The 20,155-nt window shown below is 40.8% G+C and carries 19 protein-coding genes; 17 read left to right on the top strand and 2 right to left on the bottom strand.

Annotated features, from left to right (window positions below):
- The coding region (locus tag G632_RS22590) for a zinc ribbon domain-containing protein (RefSeq protein ID WP_155828889.1) at positions 1 to 175 on the top strand (175 nt) is incomplete at its 5' end.
- A 143-nt stretch (positions 176 to 318) separates the two neighbouring features.
- On the opposite strand, the gene G632_RS21385 is transcribed toward G632_RS22590, so the two are convergent.
- A complete protein-coding gene (locus G632_RS21385) occupies positions 319 to 1,185 on the bottom strand; it encodes an AraC family transcriptional regulator (RefSeq protein WP_022769812.1) in 867 nt (288 codons plus the stop codon).
- 139 nt (positions 1,186 to 1,324) lie between these two features.
- Here G632_RS21385 and G632_RS20100 point away from each other — a divergent pair, with 139 nt between their 5' ends.
- On the top strand, positions 1,325 to 2,731 hold the full coding sequence (locus G632_RS20100; protein ID WP_022769811.1) for an MATE family efflux transporter: 1,407 nt from the start codon (positions 1,325 to 1,327) through the stop codon (positions 2,729 to 2,731).
- On the opposite strand, the gene G632_RS0113245 is transcribed toward G632_RS20100, so the two are convergent.
- Positions 2,655 to 3,548, bottom strand: coding sequence for an AraC family transcriptional regulator (locus G632_RS0113245; protein ID WP_081647167.1), 894 nt, complete (start codon positions 3,546 to 3,548; stop codon positions 2,655 to 2,657). The genes G632_RS20100 and G632_RS0113245 overlap by 77 nt on opposite strands.
- A 137-nt stretch (positions 3,549 to 3,685) precedes the next feature.
- Between G632_RS0113245 and uxuA the strand changes: the two genes are divergently transcribed.
- From uxuA to G632_RS0113160, 15 genes are all read left to right on the top strand, one after another.
- Positions 3,686 to 4,756: a mannonate dehydratase gene (gene uxuA, locus G632_RS0113240; RefSeq protein ID WP_022769808.1), complete on the top strand. Its 1,071-nt coding sequence runs from the start codon at positions 3,686 to 3,688 to the stop codon at positions 4,754 to 4,756.
- Between the two features lie 281 nt (positions 4,757 to 5,037).
- On the top strand, positions 5,038 to 6,651 hold the full coding sequence (locus G632_RS0113235) for a mannitol dehydrogenase family protein (protein WP_022769807.1): 1,614 nt from the start codon (positions 5,038 to 5,040) through the stop codon (positions 6,649 to 6,651).
- Between the two features lie 72 nt (positions 6,652 to 6,723).
- Positions 6,724 to 7,314 (top strand): zinc-ribbon domain-containing protein, encoded by a 591-nt coding sequence (locus G632_RS0113230; protein WP_022769805.1) that lies wholly within the window; start codon positions 6,724 to 6,726, stop codon positions 7,312 to 7,314.
- A 973-nt stretch (positions 7,315 to 8,287) separates the two neighbouring features.
- Positions 8,288 to 8,944 carry a hypothetical protein gene (locus tag G632_RS0113220; RefSeq protein ID WP_022769804.1) on the top strand — a complete coding sequence of 219 codons (657 nt, stop codon included), beginning with the start codon at positions 8,288 to 8,290 and terminating at the stop codon, positions 8,942 to 8,944.
- Between the two features lie 136 nt (positions 8,945 to 9,080).
- Positions 9,081 to 9,818 (top strand): hypothetical protein, encoded by a 738-nt coding sequence (locus G632_RS0113210; RefSeq protein ID WP_242826724.1) that lies wholly within the window; start codon positions 9,081 to 9,083, stop codon positions 9,816 to 9,818.
- Positions 9,819 to 10,026: 208 nt separating this feature from the next.
- Positions 10,027 to 11,400: an exopolysaccharide biosynthesis polyprenyl glycosylphosphotransferase gene (locus G632_RS20095; RefSeq protein ID WP_022769800.1), complete on the top strand. Its 1,374-nt coding sequence runs from the start codon at positions 10,027 to 10,029 to the stop codon at positions 11,398 to 11,400.
- Positions 11,401 to 11,542: 142 nt separating this feature from the next.
- On the top strand, positions 11,543 to 12,394 hold the full coding sequence (locus tag G632_RS0113200) for a glycosyltransferase (protein WP_022769799.1): 852 nt from the start codon (positions 11,543 to 11,545) through the stop codon (positions 12,392 to 12,394).
- The gene (locus tag G632_RS20090; RefSeq protein WP_022769797.1) at positions 12,391 to 13,236 is read left to right on the top strand and encodes an ATP-grasp fold amidoligase family protein; all 846 of its coding nucleotides are present in this window, start codon (positions 12,391 to 12,393) and stop codon (positions 13,234 to 13,236) included. Before G632_RS0113200 ends, G632_RS20090 begins: the two co-directional genes overlap by 4 nt.
- A gap of 28 nt (positions 13,237 to 13,264) precedes the next feature.
- Positions 13,265 to 13,744, top strand: coding sequence for an acyltransferase (locus tag G632_RS21380; RefSeq protein ID WP_022769796.1), 480 nt, complete (start codon positions 13,265 to 13,267; stop codon positions 13,742 to 13,744).
- Positions 13,745 to 13,827: 83 nt separating this feature from the next.
- Complete coding sequence (locus tag G632_RS0113185; protein WP_026512583.1) at positions 13,828 to 14,844, top strand: glycosyltransferase; 1,017 nt, start codon at positions 13,828 to 13,830, stop codon at positions 14,842 to 14,844.
- On the top strand, positions 14,837 to 15,898 hold the full coding sequence (locus G632_RS21375) for a glycosyltransferase (RefSeq protein WP_022769793.1): 1,062 nt from the start codon (positions 14,837 to 14,839) through the stop codon (positions 15,896 to 15,898). Before G632_RS0113185 ends, G632_RS21375 begins: the two co-directional genes overlap by 8 nt.
- Positions 15,899 to 15,918: 20 nt before the next feature.
- On the top strand, positions 15,919 to 17,034 hold the full coding sequence (locus tag G632_RS0113175) for an EpsG family protein (protein ID WP_022769791.1): 1,116 nt from the start codon (positions 15,919 to 15,921) through the stop codon (positions 17,032 to 17,034).
- A gap of 55 nt (positions 17,035 to 17,089) precedes the next feature.
- Positions 17,090 to 18,595 carry a lipopolysaccharide biosynthesis protein gene (locus G632_RS0113170; protein ID WP_022769790.1) on the top strand — a complete coding sequence of 502 codons (1,506 nt, stop codon included), beginning with the start codon at positions 17,090 to 17,092 and terminating at the stop codon, positions 18,593 to 18,595.
- Between the two features lie 28 nt (positions 18,596 to 18,623).
- Positions 18,624 to 19,112, top strand: coding sequence for a Cys-tRNA(Pro) deacylase (ybaK, locus tag G632_RS0113165; RefSeq protein WP_022769789.1), 489 nt, complete (start codon positions 18,624 to 18,626; stop codon positions 19,110 to 19,112).
- Between the two features lie 72 nt (positions 19,113 to 19,184).
- Positions 19,185 to 19,922: a nucleoside/nucleotide kinase family protein gene (locus G632_RS0113160; RefSeq protein ID WP_022769787.1), complete on the top strand. Its 738-nt coding sequence runs from the start codon at positions 19,185 to 19,187 to the stop codon at positions 19,920 to 19,922.
- Positions 19,923 to 20,155 lie beyond the last annotated feature (233 nt).

The raw sequence follows: 20,155 nt of genomic DNA, 5'->3' as shown, positions 1-20,155 counted from the left end.
GTTCTATGCCTCAACACAGACCTGTAATATATGTGGACACAAGGAGCCGAAAACCAAAGCCCTTAGTATCCGCAAATGGACATGTCCTGAGTGCAAGGCTATGCATGACCGAGACGTAAATGCTGCGATCAATATCCTGAGTAAAGGAAAAACCTTGCTGCCTTCAGTAGCATAAACGAAATAAAGGTACCGTAGGGACTACGGAAACCAAACGCCTGTGGACACCGTGGGGAAAACTCACCAGGATATTTCTGTGTGAGATAATAACCCGGGTGGCTGAAGCAGGAATCCACTTCCGTCATAGACGGTGGTGGTAGTTCAATAGTTTTTGTTCTGCTTTCTAAATTGCAGAGGAGTCATGCCAAACTCCTTTTTAAAGCTGGCTGTCATGTTGCCAGGGTAGGAAAATCCGCACTCCAGTGAGATGTCCATCACAGACATGTCTGTCGACAGAAGGAGATTCTGCACATGCTTTAACCTCGTAAGACACAGATACTCTGAGAATGGCTTTCCCAGCTGGGCGCAAAAGAGCTTTGAGAAGTATGTCACGGAATACCCGGAAATGGCAGCCACATCCTCGATCTTTAAACTCTTTTTATAGTTCTTTTCCACAAAATAAACAGCTTCCATGATGGGCTCAGACAGCGCCTTGTTGTGGAGCACAGTCTTTTCCCGGGCGCTGCGTCCCTTGTCGTTTATCATAAGCAGAAGAGCATAGAAGAGGTGCTTTACCTTTAGCTGCGCGACACGCTCGTCCTCGGGATTGTCGCATTTATTCAGGTGATCGTAGGCATCAAGCAGCGTCCTTGCAAGGGAAAAGAGCTCTTTCCTGTCCTCGTCGTCAAACTCCTTTGGGAACTGCGCATAGAGGTTATCCAGAAACTGAGCACCCAGGCTCTCCGTAAGCTCTTTTACATAATCAGGCGAAAACTTGATGAGGTAATTCTCGTAATAATCGGAAGATCCTGGGATTGTGCGATGATAGGCGTAGGGCGGCATTCCGTTGATAAAGCCCGCATGGAGCATGAAGGTCTTGGTAGGCGTTATGACCTTTCTGTCGCCGTGGATGATAAATCCCAAGGAATAGTGGTCAGAAGCCACTTCCATGGACGTCATCTCAAAGTCGGATGAGAGCATGCGGTATATGATGGTGAACTGTTTGCCACGGGGCAGAGGAAGTGCCATAAAAGTGTCCTCCATGATAGTTTTACTTATTTGCTGTGACATTAATCATAGCATCAAAATGACATGATTTCATTATTTTTGACTGCATCAGGGAATAAATCCATAAGAAAATTATTAGATTATGAAGCACAATAGAGGCATGAAAACGAAGAAGATTGATATGACAAAAGGCAGCATAATTCAGAATGTGATCCTTTTTGCGATTCCCATCGTCCTTGGAAACATTCTGCAGCAGCTGTATACAACGGTAGATACGCTGATAGTTGGGCGATATTGCGGTGATAAAGCCCTGGCGGCTGTGGGGACGAGCTCTCAGCCGGTGGAGGTTTTACTGTGCGTGTTTCTTGGAATCGGCACAGGCGCATCCATTCTTGTTTCGCAGCGGATCGGCGCAGGAGATGATAAGCGGGTAAAAGACATCGCTGAGGCTTCAACTTCACTGGTCTATATGAGCGGAATCCCGATCGCGATACTGGGCTATCTTATGGCGCCGGCTATTCTACGGTTTATGGGTGTTCCAGAGGATGTAGAAGCAGCGGCTCTTATGTACACAAGAGTCGTGTTCCTTGGCGCTCTTGGAAATATCGGATACAACATGAATGCGGGAATCCTGCGAGGCCTTGGAGACAGCGTGGCTTCTCTGTGGTTTTTGGTGGTTTCCTGTGTGACCAATATAATTCTTGATCTGTTGTTCGTTGCAATGTTTTCGATGGATGTTCAGGGAGCAGCGCTTGCTACCGGAATTTCCATGTTTGTTTCCTGGATTGTAAGTGTCTTTTACATAAAAAAGAAATTTCCTGAGCTTTCATTTAGTTTCCTCCCAAGGGCTTTGAATATGCAGGAAATGAAGCAGATACTTACAATAGGTGTTCCCATCGGTCTCAACAATTCGCTGTTTTCCTTCGGGCATATGGCGATGCAGACCCTGGTGAATGCGCAAGGGTACCGGTTCATGGCCGGAGCTTCAGTGGCAGGGCGAATCACGGGTATCACCAACGTCGCCATTACTGCTGTATCTTCAGCAGCGTCCACTTTCTCCGGGCAGAACTTCGGTGCTGAGAACTATGACAGATTAAGAGAAGGGTACATAAAAATACCGGCCCTGAACGGAATTGCAACACTGGCCCTGGGTCTCATGTTCATTTCCTTCAGAATGCCGATACTTGGATTTTTTACTCAGGATAAAACTGTGCTTATGTATGCAGGGAGATACGTGGTTGCGGTGCTTTTGTCCCAGTGGTGCTATGCGGTGTTTAACTGCATTTCAAACATCGTAAACGGTGTGGGCTTTGTAAAGTACACAACGCTGATCAACCTCATGATGCTCTGGGCAGTCAGGATCCCCTGCGCGTATATCATTAACAGATTCTTTGACGGAACCTACATCATGCTGTGCTTCCCGGTATCTTTCGCCTTTGGAATGCTCTGCATGATTGGTTACTATATCTTTTCCCCGAACTGGAAAAGGATCATTTCAAAAGGCGATTCGAATAAAGGTTTTGGTACTCCTTTGGGGACATACCGTACTCCTTACGGAAGGCTTTGAAAAAACTTGAATAATCTCTGAAGCCAAAGCGCTCGTAGGCTGCTGTGATGCTCTCGCCACCGGTGATTGCATTACGGCATTCCGAAAGGCGCTTTTTTATTATGTACTGATGGAGCGATACTCCTAAGGTGTCCTTGAACAGATGGGAGATGTAGTACTTGCTGACATAGAACTGGCCTGCGATGTCATCGAGAGACAGGGTGTCCTCAAGGTTACTCTCAACGTAGGAGAGAATGTTCTGGAAAAGAGACAGTTCCTCCGATCCGCTTTCCTTGTGATCCTCGTCGTAGATGACTCTGTTGATGGTAAGGATCAGGTCGCACAGGCACAGGTGTCGCGCAGCATCAGAGCCGTAGCGCTCGCTGGATATCTCCTCAAGAAGACGCAGAAACTTGGATTCAACCTGGTGGAACTCCGCCGGAGGAAGGTGGTAGATGTATTTGTGAAAGGCTTCAGCCTTCTGAATCAGATACATGTAGTCCACGGACTCGTCCATGAGGCTCTGACAGCACTGTTTGCTGATCCAGAAAACAAACCTTCTGTAATTCTGGGAAGGATCGTTCATGAGGGCGTGATGCATGATTCCGGGAGGGACTATCATAAGGTCGCCCTGGGACATCTTGTGGCGCTCCACCTTGTCTTTTCCCGAGAAGATCTCCATGGTGATATCGCCCTCGATGAAAAGGTAGCACTCGTAGTAGTTGTGGGCATGGGGACTCAAGGTCTTAAAGTCCCTGTCGGAGTAGTAAAAGACCTCGAAGTCGGAGGATACCATGTACTGTCTTGAATTAAAGGATGATCGCAGTTTGTTTTTCATGCCATGATTGTACAACAACTTTTGCAAAGTTGGCAACAAGTAATTCTATTCTAAGTTTTTGCAAGGAAGTTTATGCTAGGACCATAGAAACAAACGCCAAGTATCATTGTTTTTTATAGAAAAGGAGATTACAGATTATGGAAATGACACTTCGCTGGTACGGCAAGGAATTCGACACTGTTAAGCTTTGGCAGATCAGACAGATCCCCGGAGTTAAGGGAGTTATCACAACACTCTACAACAAGCAGGCCGGAGAACTCTGGACACAGGATGAGATAAAAGCCCTTAAGGCAGACGTTGCTGCAGAGGATATGAAGATCTCAGGTATCGAGTCAGTCAACGTTTCAGATGCCATCAAGGCAGCAACCAAGGACAGAGACGAGCACATCGACAATTACATCAAGACTCTTGAGAACCTCGGTAAGGAAGACATCCACATGGTTTGCTACAACTTCATGCCTGTCTTCGACTGGACCAGAACAGAGCTTGCAAGGAAAAGAGCTGACGGCTCAACCGTACTTGCTTACACCCAGGAAGCAGTAGATGCCATCAATCCTGAGAAGATGTTTGAGTCAATTTCAGGTGAGATGAACGGCACTGTAATGCCCGGCTGGGAGCCTGAGAGAATGGCTCATGTAAAAGAGCTTTTTGAGCTTTACAGCGGAATCGATGAGGACAAGCTCTTTGAAAATATTGTTTATTTCCTTAAGGCAATCATGCCTGTCTGCAACAAATATGATATCAAGATGGCTATCCATCCCGACGATCCGGCATGGTCAGTATTCGGACTTCCAAGGATCATCAACAATGAGAAGAACATCTTAAAGCTCATGAAGGCTGTAGATGATGTACACAACGGTGTAACCTTCTGCTCAGGCTCATACGGAACCAGCCTTGAGAACGACCTTCCTCACATGATCAGAGCACTTGAGGGCAGGATCCACTTCGCACACGTAAGAAACCTCAAGTTCATCTCACCTACAAACTTTGAGGAGGCAGCTCACCTCTCATCAGATGGAACCTTCGATATGTACGAGATCGTTAAGGCTCTCTACGAGACAGGCTTTGACGGACCTATCCGTCCAGACCACGGAAGAATGATCTGGGGCGAAGTAGCAATGCCGGGTTACGGCCTCTACGACAGAGCTCTTGGTGCAACCTACATCAATGGTCTTTGGGAAGCAATCGAGAAGCAGCACACACGATAAGCTATAGAAGGGGACGCCCGGACCAATATAATTAACCATCCGGGCTCGTGATGTTAAGCGCTCCGCTTAGCCATGGACATGCATCATTGCGTGGAGAGCCACTTATGATGCATATGTCTAAGCTCCACAACATCAAAATCGCCCGAATGGTTAATTATATTGGTCCGGGCTGTTCATCGATAGCTATAGGTATATGGGTGTGTGGATGAATTGAACAGTTTACTTGAGAACAGATGATGTTTGTGTTTGTAAATTAGAGAGTTATAGAGAGGAATGAAGAGATGGTATTAAATAAGGATTCTATTAAGAATAGTGAATGGAAAGAGAAAGGGTACTTTGTACCTACATATGATAGAGAGAAGATGGTAGCTGAGACTGTTGCAGCTCCACAGTGGGTTCATTTTGGAGCAGGTAATATCTTCAGAGCATTCCAGGCAAATCTTGCACAGAGAATGCTTGAAGAAGGATATGCTACAAAAGGCCTTACTGTAGTAGAGGGATTTGATTATGAGATCATTGAGAAGATGTACAGACCTCATGATAATCTCTCAATCCTGGTTACTCTCAAGGCTGACGGCAATGTTGAGAAGTCTGTTATAGCAAGTATTGCTGAGTCCTGCATTCTTGATTCTGCAAGAGCTGATGAGTTTGGAAGACTTAAGGAGATCTTTACAGCTGACTCTCTTCAGATGGCTACATTTACTATTACAGAGAAGGGCTATAGCCTTGTAAATGCTGCAGGTGAGACACTTCCTGCTGTTAAAGAAGATTTTGAGAACGGACCTGAGGCTCCAAAGAGCTATATCGGTAAGGTTGCAGCTCTTTTGTATGCAAGATACAAAGCAGGCGAGAAGAAGATTGCAATGGTAAGCACCGATAACTGCTCACATAACGGAGACAAGTTATATGCAGCCGTTAGCTCTTTTGCCAAGGAATGGGTACTTGCAGGCAAGGCAGATCCCGGATTTGAGGCATATATCGACGACGAGGACAAGGTAAGCTTCCCTTGGTCAATGATCGACAAGATCACACCAAGACCCGACGACTCAGTCAACGAGATTCTTAAAAAGGACGGCGTTGAGGAGCTTGAGCCCGTGGTTACTTCCATGAAGACCTGGGTTGCGCCTTTCGTTAATGCAGAGGAGAGTGAGTATCTGGTTATTGAGGATAAGTTCCCTAACGGAAGACCTGCACTTGAGAAGGTGGGCGTTATCTTTACCGAGAAGGAGACTGTTGATAAGGTTGAGAGAATGAAGGTTTGCACATGCCTTAATCCTCTTCACACAGCTCTTGCTATTTACGGATGCGTTCTTGGATTCACCAAGATTTCAGACGAGATGAAGGATGAGAACCTCGTTAAACTGGTCAAGGAGATCGGCTATGTTGAGGGACTTCCTGTTGTTACAGATCCCGGTGTTATCAGCCCTAAGGAGTTCATTGATACAGTTGTTAATGTGAGAATTCCTAACGTGTTCATGCCTGATACACCACAGCGTATCGCCTGTGATACTTCACAAAAGCTCCCTATCAGATTCGGTGAGACAATCAAGGCTTATGCTGTTTCAGATACACTTGATGTCAATAACCTCAAGCTCATTCCACTGGTTCATGCCGGATGGCTGCGCTACCTCATGGGCGTTAATGATGAGGGCGTTTCATTTGAGCCAAGTCCTGATCCGATGCTTGAGAAGGCTCAGAGCTATGTTAAGGATATTGCGCTTGGTGAGAGTGACAGAAATAAGGTAAAGGCAGCAGTTCTGCCTCTGCTTAAGGATGCTACCATTTTCGGAGTTGATCTTGAGAAGATTGGTCTCTCAGATAGAGTTATTGATTACTTTATGGAGCTCATCGCCGGCACAGGTGCTGTAAGAAAGACCCTTCAGAAATACTGCTGATAAACTTGAATTTACTGAATCATCAATGTAAAATAGTGAAGTATGAAAATTCAGTAAATGGAGGGAAAAAAGATGAAGATTTGTGCTAATTGCGGAACTCAGGTTCCTGATGATGCAGTATTTTGCAATAATTGTGGAAGTGCTTTGACAGACAGTGCGCCTGCTCCTACACCTGCTCCTGAAGCCGGTCAGGCAGCTCCTGCACCTGCTCCTGTTCCTGCACCTGCTCCACAGCCCGGATTCCAGCCTCAGCAGGGCTTCCAGCCACAGCCTGGATTCCAGCCACAGCCTGGATTCCAGCAGTACCAGAAGTTTGATCCAAGCGATCACACAGCAGAGTTTGATGCTAAGGATATCGCAGACAACAAGTTGTTTGCAGCTCTTCCTTACTTCTTCTCATGCCTTGTTGGTATCCTTGCAGGAATCTATGTTAAGGATTCAGAGTTCATCAAGTTCCACACCAAGGTTAACATCCAGTATGACATTGCAGGAATTCTTGCTCTGTTGTTCTTTATCATTCCTATTGTAGGATGGATCGTTGGTGCAGTTTTGGAGATCATTATCCTTGTATGCAGAATCATCTCTATCGTATATGTATTCCAGGGCAAGGCTAAGGACGCTCCACTTGTTGGATCAATCGGATTCCTTAAGTTTGGAAAGTAATTTATGATTTGCCTTTAGTCTATTGAGGTTTAGTGGCGAAAATAGGACTGCGAAGTGTAACGCTTCGCAGTCTTTTTTGTTGCGGTAAAACATCAAATTCTTATGACTTTCTTAAGATTTGCGATAGATTTTCTTAAGATTGCAGCAAACCTATTTACAAGTCTTTTTTTTGATGATAATGTGGCCTAGGTGAAACGGAGAACATAGTTCTGCTCCTTTCGGAGCAATCACTTCAGGATTTTGCATCTGGGGTTTCCAGGCAGGATCCGTGGCATGCAGCGTGTCGAATTCGCTGTTTCTTTGCCGGGTGATATCTTCAAACAATAAACATGTAGGAACCATCTTTGGGTGCGTTTGCTGCGATTTCTGCAGCGTTCTTTTACTTGCCTTTTTTGTGGGCTTTTGGCGACCTGGACGTGACTTATTTTTGTGTCATGTCATGTGCCGGGGGATGTGGCGCCATGGCCTTATGGGACGCGGTTCTGTGCCGAGTCCCGGGATGAGTGTCTTCTGGTTCCTGCATGTTTGTTGGAATTTCTTTTTGAAGGATGTTTTCTTGTTTGCGGATTGGATATTGGACACTTTTTTGGGATTTTTCTTCTATTTTGCGGACTGGCGTTGTGCACAGGCGCATCTTGAGCCGACATATTTCACTGATACGATTCACTTTTTAGAGAGTGTGTCGGACTAGAAGTTCACTCCATTTAAATCAAGCCGACAGAATCAAGCTGAAAATGTCTTTTGCAAATAAGAAATCGGACTGCTTCATGACGAGCAGAAATACAGTCCGATACAGTTCGCGTGTCATATCGGACTAATACAAACTCATTAGTTATATGGGCCGACAAAGCAATGAATCGATCAAGTATTATACCTGATTACTGCGGACTGATTTTAATCTAATCCCTTCTTAGTCCTACCAATCCACAAATATGAAATAGATATACCACAAATACCAAAGGAGCAAAAATAATTGAATCACGAATACATACAAGCTTTGCAAAATAGAAAACAAGAGCTCTTAAAGGCACTCAAATGTGCAGAAGCAGATTTAAAGCATGCGCCTGAAGGCAGGATCAGAGCATCCCAAAACGGTAATGGATTTCAGCAATTTTACCATGTTACGAGCAAGACCGGCTTTAGCGGAAAGTACATGAATGCGAAGAGCAAGCCTCTTGTATCAGCTCTGATCCAAAAAGAATACGATGGAGTTTTTTTGCAAAGAGCCAGGAAAGAAATTGAGCTTATCGATAATTTGATTGAATTCCAGGGCAAAGAGCTAGCTGAAAAGTCTGAGGAAGAATTGCATAAAAGCAAAAGAAAGTATATTTCACCTTATATACTTGATGAAAAATCCTACGCCGAATCATGGGAAAACGAATCATTTATAGCCAGCACCTACAAACCCGAGGAAAAGATATATCCAACCAATAAAGGTGAGATGGTTCGCTCAAAATCAGAGGAATTGTTGGCGGATATGTATTACGACCTGGGAATTCCATACAGATATGAGTGTAAGCTGGTTTTAAAGGATGGAAGAGCCAAGTACCCTGATTTCACTTTGCTTGATGTAAAGAGGCGAAGAGTGATTTATCACGAGCATTTGGGAATTCTGGAAGATGATGAATAAAGAGCCAAAAACTTGATTAAACTTAATGATTACAGAAAGAATGGAATCTATTTTGGCAAGAATTTGCTCATGACGTTTGAAACAGAGTATTGCCCTCTTAATATCAAAGATATTAGGGAAAATGTTATGGAGATGTTTGTGCTATAATACCACCATGAACGTAAATTCTTCACTCGATTTCCTTAATATGATAAAAACACCATCGGCTAGTCCGAGGACCAAGGCTGCTCAGCCAGCACCGGCGCCAAAGCCAACTGCTGAAATGAAGATAGTTGCTGCGCCAAAACCTGTATCAGCACCTTTCGTTCCCGATTCGTCAGAAGACATGATAGCGGTCATCGACACAGAGACCAACTGGCGTGACGAAGTCATGTCCCTGGGCGTAGCGCTTGCAGATGCCGAGACGTTTGCCTTACTTGGTAAAAGATATTACATCTTCGATCCGGAGTGCCGCGTGGGCGGAATGTTTTCCGGAGTTATGTACAAGACAGACGCAAAAGCCATCACCTGCACGAGAGACGAGGCTATGGCAGACATAGGACAGTTTCTTATGGATAGTGGCATCAGCAGGATATTTGCATATAATGCCAAATTTGATCTTGGCCATCTTCCTGAGCTATGCGGCTTTGAATGGTTCGACATCATGAGGATTGCAGCGTATCGCCAGTACAACAAATTTATTCCTGATACTGCCCCTTGCTGCAAAACAGGGCGCCTTAAGACTAACTACGGCGTCGAGCCCATAATGCACATGTTAACGGGCAATGGCGGGTATCGCGAGACTCACAATGCAGTAAATGATGCCTGCGACGAACTTAAGATAGTTGAACTCCTTGCACTTCCGCTTGATGCGTATGAGTGCGCGAGAATATAAGTAAATAATATTTCTGAAATCCTCTTCAGTTTTGATAATTGTTTACCGATATATCATATGAGGTGTACTTTGTTAAAGCTAAAGATTTTATAAAATAGCACAAAATCTGCCGATAAACTGTGACAAAGTACAACATATAGATTATAATAAAAGCAGTTGATATTGAATGCGTGAAACCGGTCTTTATCGAAATGATGAGGAGTCAGTCTTGAAGAGCAAAAGGGTTACACATACAGCCAAAGCCCTGGTCATGCTCTGGAACATAGGATTGTTTGCATTCATATGGTGTGCATACTACAATCGCAATGCATTCCAGACCTACTATGTGCTGGGCGGTATCATTTCAATAATTATATATATCTTCATCTATAATGGATTATGCAATCTGTATAATGCTTTCAGGATTGCGTCTTCTTCTATTGCAGAGATGGTCATCTCACAGGCTATCTCCTTCAGTATCGCAGATCTGATTTTGTATGTTGAGGGAAACCTCATCAGAAACAGATACACCAGCTTTATTCCCGGACTTATAATTGTAATACTTCAGACACTTGGCACGGCGCTTATTATAACTATGTCCAAGCGTGTGTTCATGTCATGTGTACAGCCGCAAAAGACTCTTTTGCTGATCGGAAGTTGGGTTTCAAAGGATGAGGCTGACAGGTTCAAGGAAAGAATTCTCAAGAAGTACAATCATTTATTTGATTTTAAGTATGTTGAATATGAGACAATAACTCAGGCTGTTTTTGAAGAAAAACTTTCCGAATGCTGTGCTGTAATCATGTATGGATTATCTGTAGAGTACAGAAGAGTTTACATGCAGCAGTGTATAGACGAGCGTAAGATCTTTTATTTCACACCAAGAATTGAGGATATAATTCTTCAAGGCTGTTCAACAAGGCATCTTCTTGACACTCCTCTCATGAAGTATGATTACGTCTATGAGGACAAAAAGAAACTCAATTCCAAGAGAATTTTTGATATTGTATTTGGTATTTTCTTTGCGATTTTCTTTGCTCCAGCAATGCTTATTATCTCTCTTGCCATTAAGATTGAGGATGGCGGACCTGTCTTTTTCAGGCAAAAGAGATGTACTAAGGATGGAGAAGTCTTTGACATCATCAAGTTCAGAAGCATGGTTGTAAATGCAGAGAAGAAGGGCATTCAGCCTACCATTAACAGTGATCCTAGAATTACAAAGGTCGGCAACATTATCCGCAAATACAGACTTGATGAGCTTCCGCAGGTATTTAATATTCTGGCAGGTGATATGACATTCGTAGGACCAAGACCTGAGCGAGTAGAGCACGTTGAACTCTACACAAAGGAACTTCCGGAATTCAAGTATAGGATGAAGGTAAAGGCCGGACTTACCGGATACGCACAGATCTTTGGCAAGTATAATACTTCTGCGTTTGATAAGTTAAGACTAGATCTTCTCTACATTGAGAACCAGTCACTTGGTCTTGATATTCGTATCATTCTCCTTACCCTGAAAGTTATGTTCCGGGGCGAGAGCACAGAAGGCTTTGAAAAAGAGATGGTTCACTTGATGAACAAGAGAAGCCAGAAGGTTGGATAATGTTTTGAAGATAATAAAAAGTACGGAACAAAAGGCGTAGATAACACAAAATCTACGCTTTTTTCTATGACAAAGAACAATATATAGATTATAATTATATTATCCAGTATTATGTGCTTTCTATACCTGCGGAGATAACTGAATGCAAGAAACGAGTACCGAGTTTGGAAAATATAGCGTGTTAATGTCCGTGTATGCCAAGGATAAATCCGAGTATCTTAAGCAAAGCATTGATAGTATGTTAGATCAGACTATACCACCGGATCAGTTTGTATTGGTTAAGGATGGACTTATAAACAGTGAAATTGATAGTCTGATTAATCAGTATGTTAGAGAGTTTCCCGATTTGTTTACAGTTGTTACCTTAAAGGAAAATCATGGCCTTGGAGTTGCCTTGGATGAAGGCATTAAATACTGCAAGAATGAACTCATCGCAAGAATGGATTCCGATGATATTTCACTTCCTGATAGATGTGCTAAAGAACTAAAGCTTTTTAAAAATAATCCAAGACTTTCAATTGTGAGTGGCAATATAGGTGAATTTGAAAATGACCTGCAGAATATAGTGTCAATACGTAAAGTACCTGAGCTGCACCGGGATATAGTAAAAAGAATGCGGATAAGAAGTGCATTTAATCATCCTGCTGTCATGTATAGAAAAAGTGATGTTATTAGATGTGGTGGATATGGAAAACTGAGAAGAAAGCAGGATCATGTTCTTTTTTCTCATATGCTCCATAATGATTGCCGCGGATATAACATACAAGACATTATTCTTTTGTTCAGAGCTGATAGGGATAGTGTTCGGAGAAAAAAGTGCTGGGGGAATTGCAGAGATTATATTAAAGCTCAAATGATTCTTTTTAAAAGAAATGAATGCAACGTTATAGATTTATGCTATGTGGTTCTTTCACAAATTGTGGTATTTATTATACCTTATAGAATCTATAAAGCTTTGGTTATGGCGTTTTTTAGAGAAGGAATACGGACATGAATATTAGACGTTTAGTAGGTTTGTTACGTTTTATTCCGGATGGACCATATTTAAAAATAAAGTACTATTACAAAATGAGAAAGCGATTAAATCTATCAAATCCAACAACGTTCAATGAAAAGATACAGTGGCTAAAGTTGCATGATAGACAAAATCGATATGTGACTTGTGTTGATAAAGTTAAGGTTAAAGACTATGTTTCCGGTATCATTGGTGAAAAATATATAATACCGACATTGGGAACGTGGAAGAATTTTGATGATATAGATTTTGAGCATTTACCAGATTCGTTTGTTATAAAAACTAATCACGACAGTGGGGGGACTTTTATTTGCAGAGATAAACGCACAATAAATAAGGCAGACTTAAGAGAAAAAGTATTACGTCATATGAAGTATGATTATTATCTTTATGGACGAGAATGGCCATATAAAAATGTAAAGAAGATGATTTTGGCTGAAAAGCTATTACAAGAAGATGGCAAAGCTATAAAAGACTACAAGGTTTTCTGTTTTAATGGAGAACCTAAGCTTATTCAAGTGGATATAGATAGGTTCACAGAGCATAAGAGAAATATGTATGATGCTGAGTGGAATTTATTGGAATTTCAGTATCAATATCATACAGCTGAGGATGTAGTAATTAGAAAACCGGACAATTTAAATGAAATGTTAGAAATATCCAAGAAGCTAGCGGAAGGTACAAAATTCTTAAGGGTGGATCTGTATGTTGTTGGTGGTAACGTATATTTTGGAGAAATGACGTTTTATCCAGAATCAGGCTTTGGACGTTTTATTCCTGATGATTGGGATGATAAACTAGGTAGACTTCTCAAGCTATAATGCTTGAATTGAAAGGATGTCAGAGGTTATGCAAGACAGTATCTTTCGAATAATGAATGCAATAAAATGTGGATTTTATAAAGCGCTTCACCCTTTTTTATGGGGGCATGGCATAAAACTGCATGGGATTCCCAGGATAGAAGTATCGCACAATGTGACATTTGGAAAAAACATAGCAATTAACGAAAATGTTTACATTCAAGGACATGGTAAAGTTAAAATCGAAGACAATGTTGTGTTGTCATATGGTTCAACTATTCTAACCAGAAACTTGAAATATGGAAGCAAAGGACAGGGTAAGACAGTTGATCATTATGAAAGAAATGTTGAGATAGGGCATGATACTTGGATAGCTGCAAATGTGACAATACTTCCGGGAGTGATTGTGCCACACAACTGTATTGTGGCTGCCGGGTCTGTTGTAACGAAAAGCCTTCCCGAACCTTATGCATGCTATGCTGGTAATCCAGCAGTATACAAAAAGTCTATTAATAATGATACAAATTGATGAGAGTGGGCTTTGCAGATTAGGGAGAATATAATTTGAGGATAATACATATAATTGCATCGCATATGCGAATGGAAGGTGGCATGCCAACAGCTATTTGTAGTTTGGTAGAAGCGCAGAATGCTGTTGGTGATAATGCTTTTATTCTTTCTGTCTGTGCAACTAAGAGTGAAATAGAAAGCCGGTATATTAGTTATTTAAACCATGATAACGAAATAGAGAAGTATTTGATAAGCAATAATCCGGATATCATTATCTTTCATGGTGTTTATTATTATAAGTATCTGTCGGTAAGCAAGATTGTCGCTTCGCTTAGAATTCCGTATTGTATTGAGCCTCATGGGGCTTTTGTGCGTGAAGCACAAAATAAATCCAAGATAAAAAAGTTTGTGGCTAATAGAACTTTGTTTGCAAGAATGATTAGAAATGCGTCTTCGGTAATCTATTTGAATTCGGATGAAATGGAAAAATCGATTATTGAATTTCCCAGACATATTATTGTGCCAAATGGATGTGAAGTAACAGAATTGATATATCCAAAGAAACAAGAAACATCTGTTTTTTATATTGGTAGATTGGATATACATCATAAGGGGTTGGATATACTTATTAAAGCGCTTGACTACGTCAGAAATATGGTCGAGGTGAAGGTGAGTATATATGGAAGTGGAAATAAAAAAAGCAATAGAGTAATGAGGACAAAAACGAGAAACCAAATCAATACGCAAATGTGCGGTAGTGTTTATGGAGAAGATAAGGTAAAGGCTTTTCAGGAAAATAATATAATGATACTCACTTCGAGATATGAAGGAATGCCAATGACTGTTTTAGAAGCATTAGCTAATGGATGTCCATGCATAGTCACCGAGGGAACTAATTTTTCGAAAATCATTATTGAGAATGGATTGGGATGGTGCTGCGACTTGAATTACAAGGATATCGCCAGAGTATTATTGACCGCCATAAATGAATACAATAGAGACAAGGATGGGTATATTCAAAGAACAAGAGACTATATCAGAAAATTCTGTTCATGGAAACAAATAGCACAATGTGCACACGAAGAATATGGCAAGGTTTTAGAGGATAAATGTGAATAAGATTTGTATTATAACTAGAAAATTGACAGGTGGAGGTTCTGAGAGGGTGTTCTCGCTCATTGCAAATGGCTTTTCGTCTATGGATGATTGCAGAACATTTATTTTGTCCGGAAAAAGTGGTGAAAATGAGTATCATTTAGAGCCAAATGTTATTAGAATTGAGGAGCTCTGTGGAAACAACATCTTCAGGGATGCATATACTATAGTTAGTAATACTGTAAAACATAAATTTGATGTTTTGATAGGAGGCGGTTTTTACTGCAATATTTGTTGTTGCATGGCCAAGCTGTTTATAGGCAGAACTAAAGTAGTTATTTCTGAGCGAAATGATCCTAAACGAGATTTGATTTCATGGCGTGGAAGAATTGCCAGGAGCATCTTTTTTCCTTTGGCAGATGGGGTTGTTTTTCAGACACAGTCAGCAATGGATTATTATCCAAAGAGAATATCATCAAGAGGTAAGGTTATTCCAAATCCTATTATAGATGATCTTCCACAGAGAATACCAACAAAAGATACTATTGTTTCGATTGGAAGACTACATCCTCAAAAAAACTATCCGATGTTGATTGACGCTTATGATATGGTCTGGACGAATAATAAAAGCTTTAAACTGGTCATTTATGGCAGTGGCAGCGAAAAAAAACGTTTGGTTGAGTATGCCCGGAGTAAAAAAAGTGCAAATAACATATATTTCGAGGATTTTTGCCAGGATGTTCATGAGAGGATAAAGAATGACAAGATATTTGTTTTGTCATCTCTGTTTGAAGGTATGCCGAACGCTTTGATGGAAGCAATGGCAATGGGATTCCCTGTCATAGCTACTGATACTGAAAACGGCGGCTGCAGGGAGATTATCACTGATGGTTATAATGGATTCTTGGTTGGAGTTAATGATGTAACACAACTAGCCAAAAAAATACAGTTGCTAATTTCAGATGAAGATACCAGGGAAAAAATCGCCGGTAATGCTAGAGTGAGTATGAAAAGGTACCTAAAAGATAGTATCTGTGCTGAGTGGATGGATTTCGTGAATAACATTTTACAGCTTTAAAGTTAATAAGAGCGATAAATATGATAATACTTGAGGGTGTTGTTTTTGCGATAAGTGCATATTTTGTTACTAAGATAGTTAAGGCTTTCTGTGGGATATATGTTACAAGGAAAACTTTGCTACTGGGATATTTGTTTTTCATAGTTTGTGCAGCTGTTTTAGGTTATTTTATTGTCCCGAATGTTGAATTGGACTTATATAGACATTTTAGATATAACATAGGACGGTATAGCCTTTGGAAGTTTGATCCTTTTTTATATGGAAAACAACATGGTCAGATGATCTGGGAGTATATATGCTGGTTTGTAGGGATAAAGATTAGAAACAATCATTTTTTACCGGTAATAATGGTCGGTATTGCACTGTTTGCCAATTGGAATTTAGTTAGGATTGTTACTAGCAAATATACTCTTCAAAGTAGAGAGTTTTTTCTGTATTTAAGTGTTTTGTTTGCGCTTGTTAATTTTAATGATTTATATTCAGGATTGAGAAATACTTGTTCGTTTTCGATCGTCGCATTGGGAACGGTAAAAATGTTGATGTATAAGGACAAGTTTTGGATGAAAGTGGATGCGATGATACTTTTTATCGTAGCATTGCTTATACATAAATCTGCTATCATACCTGTTTTTTTATTCCTATTTTACGAAATGACCAAAAAGATAGAAGGTAAATTCTATATTATATTTGTGTGGTCATTAATTTGTCCCTTTTTGGCAAAGCTATTTTTGTCGACAAATATCCCGTTATTGACATCCTTCGGAAGAAGCATCACAAAATATTTGTCATATACAGTTATTGATTATAGGATTGCTGTTGTTTTACTCATGATAGGCGTGATTGATATGATATATCTTGCAGGAGTGAACACGGATTTAGATGCTGAATTGGCAGGCATAGTAAGATATCTAAGACTCCTTCATATGGTTACGCTAGGATCATTTATAATAAAAGACCTTTTTTCAAGAATGTTTTACTTGATAGGGTTTACATATAGCCTCATGATTGTGGTGATAATAAAAACTAATAAAAATAGAATAGGTACGCTTTTTTACATATCGATCATAACGCTTTCATACGCGGCTATTGTGTATAATTTTATACATCTTTATTCGCATATAAGTATACTCACATGAAAATGGTATTCAGATGAATGCTAAGGATTTGAATGTATTTGGATAGAGTGAATATATGAAAAGAAAACTGCTATATAACACAGGTTTTTCAATATTACAACAAGTAGTTTCAATAGTGTGTGGTTTTATTTTGCCGCGTTTTATATTGTTGCATTTTGGTTCAGGAGTAAATGGAGCAGTTAATTCCATCACACAGTTTTTTGCGTTTATAACATTTCTAGATATGGGGGTTGGAGCAGTTGTCCAATCGTCTCTGTATAAACCTATTGCAGATGGCAATATGGTTGAAATAAGTCGAATTGTAACATCTGCAAAGCGCTATTTTCAGAAAATAGCGATAATAATCATTGCTTATACTGCACTATTAGTTGTCATTTTTCCTAAAATCATTGAAGGTAATTATAGCTGGTTATTTCTATGTGTTCTGATCCTTGCAATAGGTGCTAATCATTTTACTCAATTCTATATTGGAATTACTGATAGATTGCTGTTAGTGGCAAGTCAGAATGGATATGTTTACTATATTTCTCAGATTGCGGTTTCAATTGTTACCACTGTGTTTGGTATGATTCTTATTTTAAATGGCCATTCAATTCAGGCTGTTAAGATTGTGACTGCAGTCATTTTTTTGAGCAGAGCTTTAATTGTGAGAAAATATGTAGACTTGCATTTTGATATAGACAGAAACATCAATTATGATACGGAACCTATAAAGCAAAAATGGTATGGAGTTGCGCAACACGTTGCAGCAATTATTTTGGATGGAACTGACAACATAGTGCTTACATTGTTCTCTACGCTTAATAATGTATCGATATATGCTGTACATTATTTAGTCGTCAGTGCAATAAAAAACGCCATATTGAATGCTTGTGGTGGTGTACAGGCTGCGGTTGGTGAGATTTATGCCAGATCTAACAAAGATAGTATAACTGATGCTTTTTCTGTATTGGAGTGGGGGATACATACAATTGTAATTATCATCTTTTGTTCTACCGCATTATTATTGTCGCCATTTATCATGTTATATACACGCGGAGTGACAGATGCAGTATATTATCAGCCTGCTTTTGCTTTGCTATTGACACTGGCAAATGCGTTGCACTGTTTAAGATTGCCTTATAATATGATGATTTTGGTTGCAGGACACTATAAACAGACGCAAAGATGTTATATTACGGCAGCATTATTAAACATTATTATCTCTGTCGCTGTAGTCTTATATATGGGCTTGATAGGTGTGGCTATAGGCACGGTAATCGCGCTGAGTTACCAAATAATATGGATGATAGTGTATAATAATAAGCATTTGGTTGAGTGGTCAATTAGTAAAACTGTAAAGCAGTGTATTGTAGATATTTTGGAAGTAGCTATATGTATGCTCTTAGTTAGTAATCTGGTTATCATGGTTGATTCGTATTTTGAGTGGACAATCATGGCCTTTAAGGTATTGGGATATGTCTTGAGCATTGTTTTTCTTTTGAATTTTGCGATATATTTCAAGAATATTAGTAGATTAAGAATGTATATAAGCCAAAGAAGAAATAGAACAATTCGCTGATGCTGTGGCAAATTAAAAAGGGAACCTAATGAAGAAAGACGATAAAACCAACGTAATGCGAGTCCTTGACTCGAAGAAAATCGAATACAAGAGCCACTCCTACGAGCCGGATGCAACCATGTCCGGCGAGGAGATTGCAGCCATCCTTGGAGAGGATGCGGATAAGGTCTTTAAGACTTTGGTAACGCAGGCTAAGAGCGGAGCGTATTATGTTTTTGTAGTTCCGGTTAAGGCAGAGCTGGATCTTAAGAAAGCTGCCCAGGCAGCAGGCGAGAAGGCGATTGCCATGATCAAGCAAAAAGATCTTTTACCTCTTACCGGATATGTTCATGGCGGGTGTTCTCCCGTTGGAATGAAGAAGCAGTTCCCGACATTTTTGCATGAAGTGGCTAAAGAGTATGACCACATATTCGTCAGCGCAGGAAAAGTCGGCTTCCAGGTTGAGGTTGCTCCGGCAGACCTTCAGTCTGTTGTTGGCTTTAAGTATGCGGATGTGGTGAAGGCTGACGCAGAATAAGAGACAGAAAAGTAAGAAATCAGGGGCTGGCATATGTCGGCCCTTTTCTTTAATAGTAGGAGAGAGCAATACATGGATTACGATATCAACATCAACGGAATAGACGTGCATGCAAGCTATAGTGCAGAGAGTATCGACACTATCTTCAAACCGCTTCTGCAGAGGTTGTCTAGCCTGCGCAAGGCTAAGGACAAAACACTGCTGGTGATGCTCGCTGCGCCTCCCGGTGCGGGGAAGAGTACCCTGGTGAGCTTTCTGGAATATTTGGCAAAAGACATTATTCCGGAATTCAAGGTGCAGGCTATAGGAATGGACGGCTTCCATCGCAGACAGGAATATCTGACAGAACACTATATGATGGTAGATGGCGCAGAAGTCAGGATGGTTGATGTAAAAGGGTGTCCGGAGACCTTTGATCTGGACAAGCTTAGAGAGAGCATAGAGGGGGTACTTGCAGGCACAAAAGGAGCATGGCCAACCTATGACAGACATCTTCATAACCCGGTAGAGGATGCTATCAGTATTGACGCAGATATACTGCTTCTTGAAGGCAATTATTTGCTTCTGGATACTCCCGGATGGTCCGAATTATCCAGCCTTGCAGACTATACCGTCAAGATCACCGCAGATCCGGATATGCTAAGAAGTCGCCTTGTTGACCGCAAGGAAAAGAGTGGTAACAGCCGTGAAAAAGCCGAGCAGTTCGTGGATTTCAGCGATATGCGAAACGTCAGTTTATGTCTGGAGCACTCCAAGAAAGCTGATTTAGAACTAAGCCTTGGTTCAGATAACAATTACGTGATTCTCTAGAAGAAAGCATGAACATGAATAAAAACATAGGGGGTGTGAATGATACTGTCTGTAATGGAATATTCTTTAAGGACAGTAAATTATAACATCGCCTACAGAGAAGGCTACTGTCCTGTGACAGATTTGCTCAAGGGACAGTAGACAATTACACCTCATTTTGCTCAGGGCTACTGTCCTATGGAAGAATTGTCAAAAGGACAGTTAAAAAACACAGTTATTTCGTTGGCATGATG

The sequence above is a fragment of the Butyrivibrio sp. NC2007 genome (assembly GCF_000421405.1).
In the GTDB taxonomy this organism is placed as follows: domain Bacteria; phylum Bacillota; class Clostridia; order Lachnospirales; family Lachnospiraceae; genus Butyrivibrio.
The sequence above is the reverse complement of the archived record's forward strand: the minus strand, read 5'-3'. Positions and strand labels throughout refer to the sequence as shown.